The 15,754-nt window shown below is 71.6% G+C and carries 15 protein-coding genes; 6 read left to right on the forward strand and 9 right to left on the reverse strand.

Going from position 1 to position 15,754, the window contains the following annotated elements; translation table 11 throughout:
• Positions 1–15: 15 nt before the first annotated feature.
• The 5 genes from glyA (at position 16) to IF04_RS0118215 (ending at position 5,430) form a co-directional block, all read left to right on the forward strand.
• Positions 16–1,278, forward strand: a complete 1,263-nt coding sequence (glyA, locus tag IF04_RS0118195) for a serine hydroxymethyltransferase (RefSeq protein WP_030258256.1) — start codon at positions 16–18, stop codon at positions 1,276–1,278.
• A 273-nt stretch (positions 1,279–1,551) separates the two neighbouring features.
• On the forward strand, positions 1,552–2,934 hold the full coding sequence (locus IF04_RS0118200) for an L-serine ammonia-lyase (protein ID WP_030258260.1): 1,383 nt from the start codon (positions 1,552–1,554) through the stop codon (positions 2,932–2,934).
• Positions 2,935–3,407: 473 nt separating this feature from the next.
• On the forward strand, positions 3,408–3,965 hold the full coding sequence (locus tag IF04_RS0118205) for a GH25 family lysozyme (RefSeq protein WP_030258263.1): 558 nt from the start codon (positions 3,408–3,410) through the stop codon (positions 3,963–3,965).
• Between the two features lie 87 nt (positions 3,966–4,052).
• The gene (gene nadE, locus IF04_RS0118210) at positions 4,053–4,883 is read left to right on the forward strand and encodes an ammonia-dependent NAD(+) synthetase (protein WP_030258264.1); all 831 of its coding nucleotides are present in this window, start codon (positions 4,053–4,055) and stop codon (positions 4,881–4,883) included.
• A gap of 190 nt (positions 4,884–5,073) precedes the next feature.
• Positions 5,074–5,430: a hypothetical protein gene (locus tag IF04_RS0118215; RefSeq protein WP_037959864.1), complete on the forward strand. Its 357-nt coding sequence runs from the start codon at positions 5,074–5,076 to the stop codon at positions 5,428–5,430.
• 42 nt (positions 5,431–5,472) lie between these two features.
• On the opposite strand, the gene IF04_RS0118220 is transcribed toward IF04_RS0118215, so the two are convergent.
• The 9 genes from IF04_RS0118220 to IF04_RS0118260 all read right to left on the reverse strand — a co-directional run bounded on the left by IF04_RS0118220 (position 5,473) and on the right by IF04_RS0118260 (position 13,353).
• Entirely contained in the window at positions 5,473–6,192 is a 720-nt protein-coding gene (locus tag IF04_RS0118220) for a disulfide bond formation protein B (protein ID WP_245654432.1), read from the reverse strand.
• Positions 6,193–6,262: 70 nt separating this feature from the next.
• Entirely contained in the window at positions 6,263–6,427 is a 165-nt protein-coding gene (locus IF04_RS39105; protein ID WP_169746139.1) for a DUF5993 family protein, read from the reverse strand.
• 111 nt (positions 6,428–6,538) lie between these two features.
• On the reverse strand, positions 6,539–7,369 hold the full coding sequence (locus IF04_RS0118230; RefSeq protein ID WP_030258273.1) for a cytochrome c biogenesis CcdA family protein: 831 nt from the start codon (positions 7,367–7,369) through the stop codon (positions 6,539–6,541).
• Positions 7,366–8,133: a DsbA family protein gene (locus IF04_RS0118235; RefSeq protein WP_030258277.1), complete on the reverse strand. Its 768-nt coding sequence runs from the start codon at positions 8,131–8,133 to the stop codon at positions 7,366–7,368. Before IF04_RS0118235 ends, IF04_RS0118230 begins: the two co-directional genes overlap by 4 nt.
• Before the next feature lie 97 nt (positions 8,134–8,230).
• Complete coding sequence (locus IF04_RS0118240; protein ID WP_030258280.1) at positions 8,231–8,617, reverse strand: hypothetical protein; 387 nt, start codon at positions 8,615–8,617, stop codon at positions 8,231–8,233.
• A gap of 384 nt (positions 8,618–9,001) precedes the next feature.
• The gene (locus IF04_RS0118245; RefSeq protein ID WP_030258284.1) at positions 9,002–9,550 is read right to left on the reverse strand and encodes an ATP-binding protein; all 549 of its coding nucleotides are present in this window, start codon (positions 9,548–9,550) and stop codon (positions 9,002–9,004) included.
• A 276-nt stretch (positions 9,551–9,826) separates the two neighbouring features.
• Entirely contained in the window at positions 9,827–10,594 is a 768-nt protein-coding gene (locus IF04_RS0118250) for an enoyl-CoA hydratase/isomerase family protein (protein WP_030258286.1), read from the reverse strand.
• Positions 10,595–10,683: 89 nt separating this feature from the next.
• On the reverse strand, positions 10,684–11,910 hold the full coding sequence (locus tag IF04_RS0118255; protein WP_063829492.1) for a L,D-transpeptidase: 1,227 nt from the start codon (positions 11,908–11,910) through the stop codon (positions 10,684–10,686).
• A gap of 225 nt (positions 11,911–12,135) precedes the next feature.
• On the reverse strand, positions 12,136–13,353 hold the full coding sequence (locus tag IF04_RS0118260) for a L,D-transpeptidase (RefSeq protein ID WP_030258290.1): 1,218 nt from the start codon (positions 13,351–13,353) through the stop codon (positions 12,136–12,138).
• Between the two features lie 165 nt (positions 13,354–13,518).
• Between IF04_RS0118260 and glgX the strand changes: the two genes are divergently transcribed.
• Complete coding sequence (gene glgX, locus IF04_RS0118265) at positions 13,519–15,738, forward strand: glycogen debranching protein GlgX (RefSeq protein ID WP_030258292.1); 2,220 nt, start codon at positions 13,519–13,521, stop codon at positions 15,736–15,738.
• Positions 15,739–15,754 lie beyond the last annotated feature (16 nt).

Genomic DNA, 15,754 nt, shown 5'->3' on the forward strand with positions numbered 1-15,754 from the left:
CACCCAGGAAGACTCATGTCGCTTCTCAACAGCTCCCTCCATGAGCTCGACCCCGACGTCGCCGCCGCTGTCGACGCCGAACTCCACCGTCAGCAGTCCACCCTCGAGATGATCGCGTCGGAGAACTTCGCTCCGGTCGCCGTCATGGAGGCGCAGGGCTCGGTCCTCACCAACAAGTACGCCGAGGGCTACCCCGGCCGCCGCTACTACGGCGGCTGCGAGCACGTCGACGTCACCGAGCAGATCGCGATCGACCGGGTCAAGGAGCTGTTCGGCGCCGAGTACGCCAACGTGCAGCCGCACTCGGGCGCCTCCGCGAACCAGGCAGCGCTGTTCGCCATGGCCAAGCCGGGCGACACCATCCTCGGCCTGGACCTCGCGCACGGCGGGCACCTCACCCACGGCATGCGCCTGAACTTCTCCGGCAAGCAGTTCAACGTGGTCCCCTACCACGTGGACGGCAACGGCCTGGTCGACATGGCCGAGGTCGAGCAGCTCGCCAAGGAGCACCGCCCCAAGGTGATCATCGCGGGCTGGTCGGCGTACCCGCGGCAGCTCGACTTCGCCGCCTTCCGGCGCATCGCCGACGAGGTCGGCGCGTACCTGTGGGTCGACATGGCGCACTTCGCGGGCCTGGTCGCCGCGGGTCTGCACCCGAACCCGGTCGAGCACGCCGACATCGTGACCTCCACCACGCACAAGACGCTCGGCGGTCCGCGCGGCGGCATCATCCTCGCCAAGAAGGAGTTCGCCAAGAAGCTGAACTCCTCGGTCTTCCCGGGCTTCCAGGGCGGTCCCCTGGAGCACGTGATCGCGGCCAAGGCGGTCTCCTTCAAGGTCGCCGCCTCGGAGGACTTCAAGGAGCGCCAGCAGCGCACCGTCGAGGGCGCCCGGCTCCTCGCCGAGCGTCTGACCTCCGCGGACGCGCGTGCGGCGGGCGTCAACGTGCTGTCCGGCGGCACGGACGTGCACCTGGTCCTGGTCGACCTGCGCGACTCCGAGCTGGACGGCCAGCAGGCCGAGGACCGCCTCCACGAGGTCGGCATCACGGTCAACCGCAACGCCGTCCCGAACGACCCGCGGCCCCCGATGGTCACCTCGGGCCTGCGGATCGGCACCCCGGCGCTGGCCACCCGCGGCTTCACCACCGAGGACTTCCGCGAGGTCGCCGACATCATCGCGCTGGCGCTGATGCCGGAATACGACGCGGCCGCCCTCAAGGCCCGCGTCACCGCGCTGGCCGACAAGCACCCGCTCTACCCCGAGCTGGGCAAGTAAGACACCCGGCGGTCGTACGGGCTTCACGGGCCCGGGGCACCCTGTCCCCGGGCCCGTGGCGTGCGCGCCGCCGTATCGCCGTGGCGGGTGCGCCGTGTGCGCCTCGCCACAGGACGTCCGGTGACCGCCCGGTAAGCCCCTTCTGTCGCGTTAGGCTCGACAGTCGGCGAAGAAACGTCCCACCTACGCCGTTCACGGCCTGCTCCCGCGGAGCGTGCCACGGCACGCATCCCGCCCCTCGCCCACCCTGAGCAGACAAAGGAGTCCGCCACCGTGGCCATCTCCGTCTTCGACCTTTTCTCCATCGGCATCGGCCCGTCCTCCTCCCATACGGTCGGCCCGATGCGCGCGGCACGGATGTTCGTGGGCCGCCTCAAGAAGGACGGCCTCCTCGCGCAGACCTCGTCCGTACGGGCCGAGCTCTTCGGCTCGCTCGGCGCCACCGGCCACGGCCACGGCACCCCCAAGGCCGTCCTGCTCGGCCTGGAGGGCCACTCCCCGCGCACCGTGGACGTCGAGAAGGCCGACGACATGGTGGAGCGCATCCGCACCACCAAGCGGCTGCGGCTGCTGGACGCCGAAATAGGCGATGCGCACGAGATCGGCTTCGACGAGTCCACCGAGCTGATCCTGCACCGCCGCCGCTCGCTGCCGTACCACGCCAACGGCATGACCCTCTTCGCGTACGACGAGCACGGCGCCCCGCTGCTGGAGAAGACGTACTACTCGGTGGGCGGCGGCTTCGTCGTGGACGAGGACGCGGTCGGCGCCGACCGCATCGTGCTCGACGACACCGTGCTGAAGTACCCCTTCCGCACCGGTGACGAGCTGCTGCGGCTCGCCCAGGAGACCGGCCTGTCGATCTCCGCGCTGATGCTGGAGAACGAGAAGGCGTGGCGCACGGAGGAGGAGATCCGCGCCGGGCTGCTGGAGATCTGGCACGTCATGCAGGCCTGCGTCAGCCGCGGCCTGTCCCGCGAGGGCATCCTGCCGGGCGGCCTGAAGGTGCGCCGCCGGGCGGCGAACGCGGCCCGCGCGCTGCGCTCCGAGGGCGACCCGCTGGCCCACGCGATGGAGTGGGTCACGCTCTACGCGATGGCCGTCAACGAGGAGAACGCGGACGGCGGCCGGGTCGTGACCGCGCCCACCAACGGTGCGGCCGGCATCATCCCCGCCGTTCTGCACTACTACATGAACTTCGTGCCCGGCGCGGACGAGGACGGCGTGGTCCGCTTCCTCCTCGCCGCGGGCGCCATCGGCATGCTCTTCAAGGAGAACGCCTCCATCTCCGGCGCCGAGGTCGGCTGCCAGGGCGAGGTCGGCTCGGCCTGCTCGATGGCGGCGGGCGGCCTGGCGGAGGTACTGGGCGGCTCCCCGGAGCAGGTGGAGAACGCCGCGGAGATCGGCATGGAACACAACCTCGGCCTGACCTGCGACCCGGTCGGCGGCCTGGTCCAGATCCCGTGCATCGAGCGCAACGGCATGGCCTCGGCGAAGGCTGTCACCGCGGCCCGCATGTCCCTCCGCGGCGACGGCCGCCACCACGTCTCCCTCGACAAGGTCATCAAGACCATGAAGGACACCGGCGCCGACATGTCCGTGAAGTACAAGGAAACGGCCCGCGGCGGGCTCGCGGTGAACATCATCGAGTGCTGAGCGGCCGGGCCGGCGACCGGTCCGCGCCCGCCAGTCACGTGTGTGACTCACGTCACGGAATGCACTGGGGAGTTCGGGGCAGGCGACCGTTCGTGATTCTCGTGATGCTGATCGCCCTGGCAACGCTGGGCCTGCTGGTGGCGCGCTACGCGCCCCGCCCCCCGGCCTGACCTCTTTACCCGTGACGGGTCCGAACCTCCCCCGGGTTCGGACCCGTTGTCGTTTTTTGCTTGCGCCCCGGGCGTACACCCCGTATCCGTATGACTCACGGGGAACTCCCGTACGCCGGACGGCGTTTGGTTATCGACGGCGCTTGTCACACAGCGTGCACAGCCGTCGTGCACGGGGGACGTCGAGGGGAGCGACGAAGCACGGTCGGAGGGCAACTCCACCTTTGAGACCTTGCGTCAGCGGGCATGTCCATGATGGACCGCAGTGACGCTTGGTAATCGCACGGTTGCGGGAGGATTGCAATGCTGCACGGCGTCGATGTCAGCTCGTACCAGCCCACGTACTCCACCAAGGGCCTGGACTTCGTCTTCATCAAGGCGACCGAGGGCCGCTCCTACATCAATCCGCACCAGAACTCCCAGGCGGCGCGGGCCCGCGAGGCGGGATGCGTGGTCGGCTTCTACCACTTCCTGTGGCCGGGGAACATCGCGGCGCAGGCCCGGTACTTCGTCGACAAGTGCGCCTCCAGACTGGGCGACATCCTGATAGTCGACTGGGAGCGCACCAGCGCCGGGACGTACGCGAGCAACGCGCAGAAGGACCAGTTCATCCGCGAGGTGAAGGCCCTGCGCCCGGACCGCCACCAGGTGCTCCTGTACTGCAACCGCGACTTCTGGCTCAACCACGACACCACGTCCTACGCCGGCGACGGCCTGTGGATAGCGGACTACGTCTCCGCGGGCCGCCCGCGGATCAAGGCCAAGTGGCGCTTCCACCAGTACACCGACAACCCGATCGACAAGAACGTCGGCCAGTTCTCCAGCAAGGCCGCTCTCAAGGCGTGGGCCAACGAAGAATAGAGTTTCCTCGTACGTACGCGTCTGTGTGCCGGTGCCGCCCGCGTCTCCGCGGGCCCCGGCGGCACAGCGAGACCACGAGGAGCCACCGTGACCGACCCGGCGTCCATGAGCCTGCAGCAGGAGATCGCCCGGGATCTCCAGGTGTCCGCGTCCTTCGACGCGCACGAGGAGATCGAGCGCCGGGTGGCCTTCCTCACCGAGCGGCTGACCGGCACGGGGCTGCGCTCCCTGGTGCTCGGCATCAGCGGCGGCGTGGACTCCACCACCGCGGGCCGGCTCTGCCAGCTCGCGGTGGAGCGGGCGCGGGAGGCGGGGCACGACGCGACGTTCTACGCCATGCGGCTGCCCTACGGCGTCCAGGCCGACGAGCACGACGCGCAGCTCGCGCTCTCCTTCATCAAGGCCGACAAGCTGCTCACCGTCGATGTGAAGCCGGCCAGCGACGCGGCGCTGGCGGCGGTCCTGGAGGGCGGCGCGCTCTTCCGCGACGCCCACCACCAGGACTTCGTGCAGGGCAACATCAAGGCCCGGCAGCGCATGATCGCGCAGTACGCGGTGGCCGGCGCCCAGGAGGGCCTGGTCGTGGGCACGGACCACGCCGCCGAGGCGGTGTCCGGCTTCTTCACCAAGTTCGGCGACGGCGCCGCCGACCTGGTGCCGCTGACCGGGCTGACCAAGCGCCGGGTGCGCGCAGTCGCCGAGGCCCTCGGCGCCCCCGCCGAGCTGGTCTGGAAGACCCCGACCGCCGACCTGGAGACGCTGGACCCGGGCAAGGCGGACGAGGACGCGCTCGGTGTCACGTACGACGACATCGACGACTTCCTGGAGGGCAAGCCGGTCAGCGAGCAGACGTTCGAGACGATCGTGCGCCGCTACCGCCTCACGGCCCACAAGCGCGAACTGCCGATCGCGCCCTGAGCGCCGGGGGCACCGCGGTCACCGGGACCAACGGGACCACCGGGGTCACCGGGCCGTCATCCCCCCGCAAGAGGGTCTTCCCCCGCACGGCGTGAATCCGTGGCATCCCACGGGCATGCATCGGCCCATGGGATGCCACCAAGTGCGATCGGAAGATCAACTGTCAGTGGGTGCGCCTACGCTCCGGAGCATGAGTCACGCAGACCTGCGCGAACTCCAGACCGCGCTCACCCTCGCCGCCGACCTCGCCTCGGGCCTGCAGAAGGCCCCCAGCCGGCAGGACGCCGACCAGCTGGTCGACGTCCTGCGGCGCGCCCTGACCGCCGCCGGATCGCTCGGCACCGACACCGGCCCGGCCGGCAGTCCGACCGGCTGCGCCGCGCATCCGCACGGCGCGGTCGACCCGTTGTACGGCGACCCCGAGGACCCGCTGCCGCCGGGGTACGGCAAGTGCCTGCTGTGCAACGATCGCCGACGCCGGGCGGACGCGCAGCAGCCTTTGCGGCTAAATCGCCGCCGCTTTCGCGGACCCGATTGCTCGCCGTAGGGCTTCCTCAATTGATGGCTGATGCCTCGTTCGCCAAGGGACTCAGTCAGACAGCCCCAGGTCGTACAGGAGCTGGTAGCGGCTGGGGGCGACGGGCAGGAAGGCGTGCAGTCCCGCCTGGAGGAAGACGGCCACCGCGCTCACCACGATGACCACTCCGGCGAGGAGCAGTGCGGCCTGCCCCGCCGCCCGGTGCAGGCCCTGCGTGGGGATCCGCCGCGCCGTGGTGAGGTGCGAGGTGACCAGCACGGCGCCGATCGCGAGCACCGACGCCTGGAAGAACAGCCACGCCCAGACACCGGCCGGCAGCCCCTGGACCACGTCGCCGTACGCACTGCTGCCGTACGCCGCGCCGCCATGGGCCGCGCCGCCGGGCGCCCGGCCGCCGGCCAGGAGGTACGGCAGCGCCTGCCACCCCGCCGCCAGCGAACCGGCCGTGCAGCCGACGAGCGCGAGCCCCCAGCCCATCAGGTAGTCCCGGCGCGGCACCGCGCCGCGCAGCCCCTGCCGGACGATGTGCGCGGCGCCCAGCAGCGTCAGCACCATGAACATCCGCTGCACGACGCAGAGCGGGCACGGCGCTTCCCCGCCGGCGAACTGCAGATACAGCCCGGCGCAGAGGACGCCGGCCCAGCCGGTCACGAAAAGGCAGGCGAACAAGTACTGTGCGCGGGCGATGATTCCCGGCGGCCCGGGATCGAGTGCGGGAATCGCCGGCGTACTCATCGGCGTCGCCATCCGCCCGGTCAGCAGTGCACTCATGACAAAGAAAACTCCGGTCCAATCGTTTCCGGTCCGCCGGCGGGAAAGGGCCGACGGGGCGCGGCGCGGTTCACTGCGCGAGACCGAGCGTGAGAATTTCCGGGACGTGATGCGCCATCAGCCACACGACGGCGGCGAACATCGCCGACCACACCGCGACCACCACCACCCGGCTCCGCTGGCCCACGATGCACAGGAGCGTGGCGAAGAGACCGGCGAAGAGGAGGGCGTCCATGGCTCGGCAACGTAGTGGGCGGCCGGCGCCATCCCGCGTACGCCACGGAAGGTCACCGGCCACCGCCCCGGATATGAGCCGAATGGCCCTACGCATCCCCCATGGGTGGGATCAGTCCTTCGTCTTCTTTTCCGGACGCAGCGCGACCCGGCCGAGCACCGCGGCGACCACGAGCGCGGCCGCCGCGATCAGTACGGAATCCGGCACGGCGGCGCCGACGCCGGACACCCATTCCTCCAGCCGGAATTCGGAGTCGGTATCCAGGATTCCGGGCAGCGCGCTCGTTCCGTTGAATGCCAGGAAAAGAATTCCGATGCCGATGAAGAACAGCCCGGAAATCAGCGACGTGGTGTGCAGGCGCAGCGGCCCGACGGCGAATTCCCGGCCGCGCAGCCAGCCGCGCCGCCCGAGCTCGAACCGGTCCCAGAGCAGGGCCAGGACGAACAGCGGCAGCGCCATGCCCAGCGCGTACACCGCGAGCATCGACGCGCCGTACACGGGCGAGCCGCTGACCGCCGTGACCGTCAGCACCGCGCCCAGGATCGGCCCGGCGCAGAAACCCGCCAGGCCGTAGACGCAGCCCAGCAGGAAGGTCGAGACGGCCGAGCGCGGGGTGATCCGGGCCGCGGCGGACTGCGCGCGGCGGGACGCGAAGCCCAGCCCCAGGATCTGCAGCACGCCCATCGCGATCACCACCCAGCCGCCGACGGCGATGAGCACGTCGCGGTGGCCGTTGAAGAGCCGGCTCGCGGCGGTGCTGGCGGCGCCGAGCGGCACCAGCGTGACCGCCAGGCCCAGGTAGAACACGCCGGTACGGGCGAGCAGCCGGCCGGGCGTGGCGAGCGAGTACGCGAAGAAGGCCGGCAGCAGTAGCGCGCTGCAGGGGCTGACCAGGGCGAGGACGCCGCCCAGAAAGGCGGCGAGATAGCCGATGTCGGTCACTTGCCGCCCCCGTCCTTGCCCGCTCGCTCGGCGGCCTCGTCGACGGCCTGCGTGAAGGTGGCGGTGGGCTGGGCGCCGGCGATCGGCGCGCCGTTGACCAGGAACGACGGCGTGGACTGCACGCCGAGCTGGTAACCCTCCTGCTGGTCGCGGTCCAGCGCCTTCTTCGCTTCGTCGCTCTTCATGTCGCGCCGGAAGCGGTCGATGTCCTCGACGCCGCTGTCGCGCGCCAGCTCCACGAGCTTGTCCTCGGCGAGCGCGGGGCCCTTGCGGCTCTTGGCGTACAGCGCGTCGTGCAGCTCCCAGAACTTGCCCTGCTGCCCGGCGGCCCAGGACGCGCGCGCCGCCCGCTCGGAGTCCTCGCCGTAGATGGTGAAGTTGCGGAACTCGATGCGCAGGACGCCCTTGTCCACGTACTTCTCGATCAGTTCGGGCTGGGTCTCGCGGGTGAAGCGGCCGCAGAAGCCGCACTGGTAGTCGGCGTACTCGACGAGCACGACCGGCGCGTCGGCGCGGCCGACGGCCAGCGCGTCGCCCTTCTCCCGGCGCGAGGTCTGCTTCGCAAGGTCGTCGTACATCTTCTGGCGGCCGTCGGGGTCCTCGGTCTCGACGGACGCGGCGGGGCCGGGCTCGGCGGCCTTGCTGCTGCCGCTGTCCTCGACGGCCGTGCCGACGGCGATGCCGAGGGCGACGAGACCGACGATGAGGGCGAGGATCGCGCCGACGGCCGCGAGGCGGCGGCCCGGTGAAGCGGTTGCGGACATGGGTGTGCTCCTGACGTACGGATGCGGATACGGATACCGAGGTGGTGCGGCCGGGGCGCGACGGCCGGTCCGGAGGACCGGTGCGCGCGTGGCGGCCCTATATCCGCAGTACGGGCAGGAGGGCGCAGGGATCGGTGGCGGGGGCCGGGCCGGTGGGCGGCCGGGCGAGGGCGCAGCTCGCGGGGTCGTGGGAGAGGTACGGGACCGGGGTGACCGCGGGCGCCGCGAGCGGTTCGCCGCGGTGCGTCGCGGGCGCGGGCACGGTCTCGCCCTGCCCGGGCGCGTCGTGCGGCGCGCACTTCTTGGGCCCGGCGGCGGCGACGGGGGCGGGCGCGACGTCGGAGACCGGCGTCACCACGGGAGCGGCGGCCGGCGTCGCGGCCGGGCCGCCCGACGTGCCGCACAGCAGCGGCGCGAAGACCACGGTCAGGAGGAGGAGCAGCGTCCAGGCCGCCGAGCGGTGCGCACGTCCCGTCGCTCCCATGCGGCCGCTCCCTCCCCGGTGTCCGGTGCCGCCCACGGCGAGCGGCTCGGCGCCCATCCTACGGACCGCCGAGACCCCGGCCCGGCACCCCGTACAGCCCTCGGCGAACTCCGGTAATTACTCAGCGATTCCCGGCCAGGCACGGCGATTGCAAGGCCGGTGGCACAACTCACCTTCGATCAGCTGTGACTTACTCCCCATACATCCACCACTGCCCGTTATGCCCTTTTGGCAGCCGCCCATCCCGCCTGCGATAGTCGGGGCAACGACCCCCCATTGACCCGGGCCAGGTCGTAACGGCGCCGTGGGCACACCCCTTCCGCCCTTCGGCGCGCGACTACTGGGGCCCGTTCCGCGACACCGCGGAAGGGCCCCAGTCACGTTTCACGCGCGGTCCGTCACCCGCATCTCGAACCACGTCGTCTTGCCGCGCGGCAGCAGGTCCACGCCCCAGCGGTCGGAGAGCTTGTCCACCAGGAAGAGCCCGCGGCCGCTCACGTCCAGCTCGTGGACCGGCATCAGACAGGGCAGCCCGCGGGACGGGTCGCGCACCTCGATGCGGATCCAGCCGCGGCGGCGCAGCATCCGCAGGCCGAACGTGCGGGCGCCGGTGTGCCGGACGGCGTTGCCGACCAGCTCCGAGACGAGCAGCACGGCGTACTCGGCGAGCTGGGGCGTCAGCGACCACTGTTTCAGCAGGACGGACTGCGTCAATCTCCGGGCCGTGGCGGCGGATTCGGGGCGCGAGGGCAGCCGTACCTCTTCATGGGCGGGATCGCCGATGAGATCGAGCGTCCGGGATGCTCCGTCGCCCCGAGCGGCAGCCGTCACCCTGGCCCTCTCCCCCTCCGCGTCCTGGGCGGGCAGCAACCGTCGCGCGGCAGCCGTGCCGGTCCCCGGCCGCGGCTGCTCCGTACCTTCGAGGCCCGCCATGCCACCATCATGGACGCAACCGGCACGGTACGGGGGCGGAACCGCTGGAATCGGTCGCCCGGAATCCGCGGTTCCCGCACCCCCTGCCGACATATGCCAAGGGCAGTCAACACCCCAGTACAGCCTTCCTGACCTGCGACGTTGCCCGCCCGCGGATGATCGTCGGGGCCGGTTCGCGGGGACGGCTTAAGGCTCCCTTGAGCCGGGCATCATTCGCCCGCAAGGAGCACGGGCAGTGCATGCCCGACCCCATCCGTACCGCCAACATCGCTCGCGTCAGCGGAACTTGGCCTTGCCGGGGCCCTCCTCGACGAAGCTGCGCATGCCCGTCGCGCGGTCCTCGGTGGCGAACAAGCCTGCGAACCAGTTCCGTTCGATCGTCAGTCCGGTGTCGATGTCGGTCTCCAGACCGGCGTCCACCGACTCCTTCGCGGCGCGCAGCGCCATCGCCGGGCCCACGGCGAGCCGGGCCGCCCAGGCGTGCGCCTGCGCGTACACCTCTTCGGCGGGAACCACCCGGTCCACCAGCCCGAGGGCGAGCGCCTCGTCGGCCTTCACCTGGCGGCCGGTGAAGATCAGGTCCTTGGCCTTGGACGGGCCGATGAGGCGGGCGAGGCGCTGGGTGCCGCCCGCGCCCGGGATCAGGCCGAGCAGGATCTCGGGCTGGCCGAGCTTGGCGTTCTCCGCGGCGATGCGGAAGTCGGCGCAGAGGGCGAGCTCGCAGCCGCCGCCGAGCGCGTACCCGGTGACCGCGGCCACCACGGGCTTGGGGATGCGGGCGACGGCGGTGAAGGAGTCCTGCAGCGCCTTGGACCGGGCGACCATCGCCGCGTGGTCCATCACCTGCATCTCCTTGATGTCCGCGCCGGCCGCGAACACCTTCTCGCCGCCCCAGATCACCACCGCGCGGACGTCGTCGCGGCGGGTGGCCTCCTCGGCCAGCTCGCGCAGCCGGTCCTGGGTGGCGGTGTCCAGCGCGTTCATGGGCGGACGGTCCAGACGGACGGTGCCGACGCCGTCGGCCACCTCGAAGTTCACAGTCATGAGGGCAGGTTAGTAGCCGTTCACGCGGACGGCGCCGGTGCACTTGGTCACAGTGCACCGGACGCCCCGTCGCGGCTCCGCCAAAGGTCTTACTGCGGCGCCTTCCACTGCTCCCACGGCATGTTCCACGCGTTCAGCCCGTTCTCCGGCTGGATGGTGCGGTCGTGCGAGTTCTTGACGACGACCACGTCACCGATCATGGAGTTGCCGTAGAACCAGCCGGCGGGCGTCGACGTGCTGCCGCCGCGGTAGTCGAAGAGGCCCACGCAGCCGTGGCTGGCGTTGCGGTTGCCGAACGTCCACTGCCCCGACCAGTAGTTGCCGTGGATGAACGTGCCGGAGTCGCTGAGCCGCATCGCGTGCGGTACGTCGGGGATGTCGTACTCCCCGCCGAAGCCCACGGTCTCGCCGTTCATCCGCGTCACCGGGTGCTTCTCGCTGATCACCATCTTGCCGTTGTACGTCTCGGTGCCCGGCGCGCCCGCGGTGACCGGCAGCGTCTTGATCTTCTTGCCGTCGCGGACCACCGTCATCTGGTGCGATGCCGCGTCCACCGTGCTGATCTGGCTGCGGCCGACGGTGAAGGTGACCTTCTTGGTCTGCGTCCCGTACACCCCGGGGCGGCCCTCGACGCCGTTGAGGTCCATGGAGAGCGTGACCTTCGTGCCCGGCTTCCAGTACTTCTCCGGGCGGAACTCCAGGCGGTCGTTGCCGAACCAGCGGCCGTCGATCGGCACGGACGGCTCGGCCGTCACCTTGATCGCGTCCTCGACCGCCTTCGGGTTCGTGATGCCGCGCGTGAAGCGCACGTCGACCGGCATGCCGACGCCGACCGTCTGCCCGTTCTCCGGCACATAGCGACCGGTGAAGGTGTTCTTCGGTTCCAGGGTGGTGAAGTCGGCGTGCTCGGCGGCCTCACGGCCCTCGGAGTCCTTCGCCACGGCGTCGACGGTGTACTCCGTCGCCGTGCTCAGGTGCCGTACCGGCTTCCATACGCTGCCGCCCTCGGACAGCTTGCCGTCGACGGTGTTGCCCTTGCGGTCCTTGACCGTCACGGACTTCAGCGTGCCCTTGTCCACCGTCACCTTCAGGGCGCCGCTCGTGCCGACGTCCTCGGCGCCGTCCTCGACCGAGATCTTCACCGCCGCCTGCGACGCGGCGTCCTTGCCGTCGTCGTCCCCCCTGCCCTCACCGCTGCCGCCGCACGCGGCCACCAGCACCATCAGCGCCCCGAGCACCGGAGCGAGCAGGACCCTTCCCCCCTGCCGCCGCCGAAACCGCCCTCGCGGCGCCCCCCATATCGGCTGCACGTCCAAGACTTGGCCTCTTTTCCCCTCGCACGGCCCGCATCCGCGGCGCGCGGCACGGGCCACGCGCGCGCCTGCCGCCAGATAACCACACCGGGGACGAGGGCGGACTCCCCGGACATGTCACCGTTTCGTCCCAAGTGGGGGCGGTGGTACGGGAAGTACGCGAGGGGCCGCGCGGGCGGCCAAGTCGGCCGGATAACGGTGCGGCCGGTGTCCGCGCGGTCTGCCGGCTCAGCGGACGGCGGAGCCCCGCAGCCACTCCTCCCACGGCATGTTCCAGCCACCGAGCCCGTTGTCCGGCGCCACCGTCGCGTCCTGGGAGCGGATCACCTCGACGACGTCGCCGATCAGCGAGTTGCGGTAGAACCAGCCCGCCGGGGTGTCCGGGCTGCCGCCCTGCTCATCGCGGAGCCCGACGCACCCGTGGCTGGTGTTGGCGCCGCCGAACGTCCCCCGTGGCGCCCAGTAGTTCCCGTGCAGGAACGTCCCCGAGGTGGTCAGTCGCAGCGCGTGCGGCACATCGGGGATGTCGTACTCGCCACCGAAGCCGACCGTTCCGCCGTCCATCCGGGTCATCGGATGCCGTTCCAGGATCACCATCCGGCCGTTGTACGTCGGATTGTCCTGGTCCCCCGCGGTGACCGGCAGGGTCACCGGCGGCGTCCCCGCGCGCCGTACGGTCATGGTGTGCGCGGCGGCGTCAACCACGCTGGTCTGATCCCGGCCGATCCGGAAACGGACGGTCTTGTGCTGGATCCCGTACACCCCGGGCGCCGCACGCACGTCCCGCAGCCGCAGCGCCATCGTCACCTCCGTGCCCGGCCGCCAGCGCTCCCGGGGCCGGAAGTCCAGCCGGCGCGCGCCGAACCAGTGGGGCGCGATGCGCACGGCGGGGCGTGCGGTGACGGAGACGGCCCGCTCGACGGCGGCGCGGTCGCGCACCGGGCGGTTGAAGTCGAAGGAGACGATCATTCCGGTGCCGACGGTGGAGCGGTGCTCGGGCCGGAAGAAGCCGACGACGCGGTGCCGGGGCACGTAGGTGGTGAAGGAGGTGTGCCGGGCGGTGCGCCGCCCCTGCCCGTCCAGCGCCACGGCCTCGACGGTGTACCGGGAGGCGAGCGCGAGCGGGACGCCGGCGGAGCGCCAGCCGAGCCCGTCGGGGGAGAGCCGGCCGGGCACCGGCGCGCTGCCGGTGTCCCCCGCCCGGGTGACCTCGACCCGTTCCAGCCGCCCGTCCGGTACCCGTACCTCGATGCGGTGGTCCGCGCGCACGCCGCGCGCGCCGTCGTCCGGTACCACCCGTACGGCCTCGTGCGCGGGGCGCGGCGCGTCCGACGTCCACCCGCCCGGCCCCTGGCAGGCGGCGAGCAGGACGGCGCCGGTGAGCAGCGGTACGGCGGCCGTCCAGGGCCGCCCGGCCGCTCGGTTTCTGAGGGTTCGGTAGCTCACGGTGGTCTCAACGAGCGTTCGCTTCGTGGGGAAACGTGAGGTCCTGCCCAGTTCGGGGAAGGAAGGGGGCAGGGATGGATCGCCGGGAGGGCACGTCCACGCGCGCGGCCGGGACGTCGCGCGGGCACCGCCCGATCGAGTCGCCGAGCGGCGGGAGGCTGCCACGTGTCGAGCGCGCTGGAGCAGGAGGCACTGCCGGACGACGGCCGGGCGAGAACGGCCCCGGGCACGGTCACGGTGCGGCCCGGGAGCCCGCAGCCCCTCGGGGCGCGCTTCCGCAGCGGCCCGGACGGCGTCGCGGGGACGAACTTCGCGCTGTGGTCGGCGGGCGCCGAGTCGGTGGAGGTGTGCCTCTTCGACGACGCGGGCGCCGAGACCCGGTATCCGCTCACCGAGCTGACGCACGAGATCTGGCACGGCTTCGTCCCCGGCGTGCTGCCGGGGACGCGGTACGGCTACCGCGTGCACGGCCGCTGGGACCCCTGGACCGGGGCCCGCTGGAATCCGGCGAAGCTGCTGCTCGATCCGTACGCGCGCGCGATCGACGGGGACTTCCGGCTGCCGCCGGAGGTGTACGGCCATGTGCGGGACTGGCCCGAGCAGCACATAGCGGACACCGTGCGCGACAACAGGGACTCCGCGCCGCACGTCCCCAAGGGCGTGGTGGTGCACGACGACGCGTCCGGTGACGAGTGGGAGGACGACCACCGCCCGAAGACGCCGTGGGCCGATTCGGTGATCTACGAGCTGCACGTGCGCGGCTTCACGAAGCGCCATCCGGACATCCCGGAGCGGCTGCGCGGCACGTATGCCGGGCTCGCGCACCCGGCCGCGATCGGGCATCTGACCCGACTCGGCGTCACCGCCGTCGAGCTGCTGCCCGTGCACCAGTTCGCGCACGAGGACCATCTGCTCCGGCGCGGCCTGCGCAACTACTGGGGCTACAACTCCATTGGTTACTTCGCACCGCACGCCGCGTACGCCGCTTCCGGGACGCGCGGCCAGCAGGTGGGCGAGTTCCGCCGGATGGTGCGCGCGCTGCACGACGCGGGCATCGAGGTCATCCTCGACGTGGTCTACAACCACACGGCCGAGGCGAACGAGATGGGCCCGATGCTGTCGCTGCGCGGCATAGACAACCGCGGCTACTACCGCCTCCAGCAGGACCCGCGCCGGTACGCCGACTACACCGGCTGCGGCAACACCCTGCACGTCGTACAGCCCAACGTGCTGCGCCTGATCACCGACTCGCTGCGCTACTGGGTCACCGAGATGGGCGTGGACGGCTTCCGCTTCGACCTGGCCGCGGCGCTCGCCCGGTCCATGCACGACGTGGACATGCTCTCGCCGTTCCTCGCGGTGATCGCGCAGGACCCGGTGCTGCGCCGGGTGAAGCTGATCGCCGAGCCGTGGGACGTGGGGATGGGCGGGTATCAGGTCGGGGCGTTCCCGCCGCTGTGGACGGAGTGGAACGACCGGTACCGCGACGCCGTGCGCGACTTCTGGCGCGGCGCGTACCCGGACGTCCGCGACCTCGGCTACCGGCTGTCCGGGTCCAGCGATCTGTACGCCTGGGGCGGCCGCCGCCCGCAGGCGTCGGTCAACTTCATCACGGCGCACGACGGCTTCACCCTGCGCGACCTGGTGTCCTACCAACACAAGCACAACGAGGCCAACGGCGAGGCCAACCGCGACGGCACGGACGACAACCGCTCGTGGAACTGCGGCGCCGAGGGCGAGACCGACGACCCGGACATCAAGGCGCTCCGCCGCCGCCAGCTGCGCAACCTCCTCACCACGCTGCTGCTCTCCACGGGCGTGCCGATGCTGGTCGCGGGCGACGAGCTGGGCCGCACCCAGCACGGCAACAACAACGGCTACTGCCAGGACAACGAGCTGGGCTGGCTGGACTGGTCGCTGGCGGACGACCCGGAGTGGCGGCCGCTGACCGAGCTGGTCGCCCGGCTGATCACGCTGCGCCGGGCGCACCCGGTGCTGCGCCGCCGCGCCTTCTTCTCGGGGCGGCCGCAGGGGCCCGACGGGCTGCGGGACCTGGCGTGGTTCACGCCGGCGGGGACGGAGATGACGGACGCGGACTGGTACGCGCACGCCGCGGGCCTGAGCATGTTCCTGTCCGGTACGGACATCGCGCAGCGGGACGAGCGCGGGCTGCCGGTCACCGACGACAGCTTCCTCGTCGTGCTGCACGCCGGGGAGGCGCCGGGCCGCTTCACCCTTCCGGGCGCGCCGTGGGCCCGTACGTATGAACTCCTCGTCGACACCGCGCGGGAGGACCAGGAGGCGGCGCCGGGCACGGCGTACGAGGCGGGTGCCGAGGTGGAGATGCCGGGGCGGGCGGTGTGGCTGCTACGGGCCGGGCGGTGACCGTCCGGCCCGGGTC

Source organism: Streptomyces violens (assembly GCF_000717745.1).
Taxonomy (GTDB): Bacteria; Actinomycetota; Actinomycetes; order Streptomycetales; family Streptomycetaceae; genus Streptomyces; species Streptomyces violens.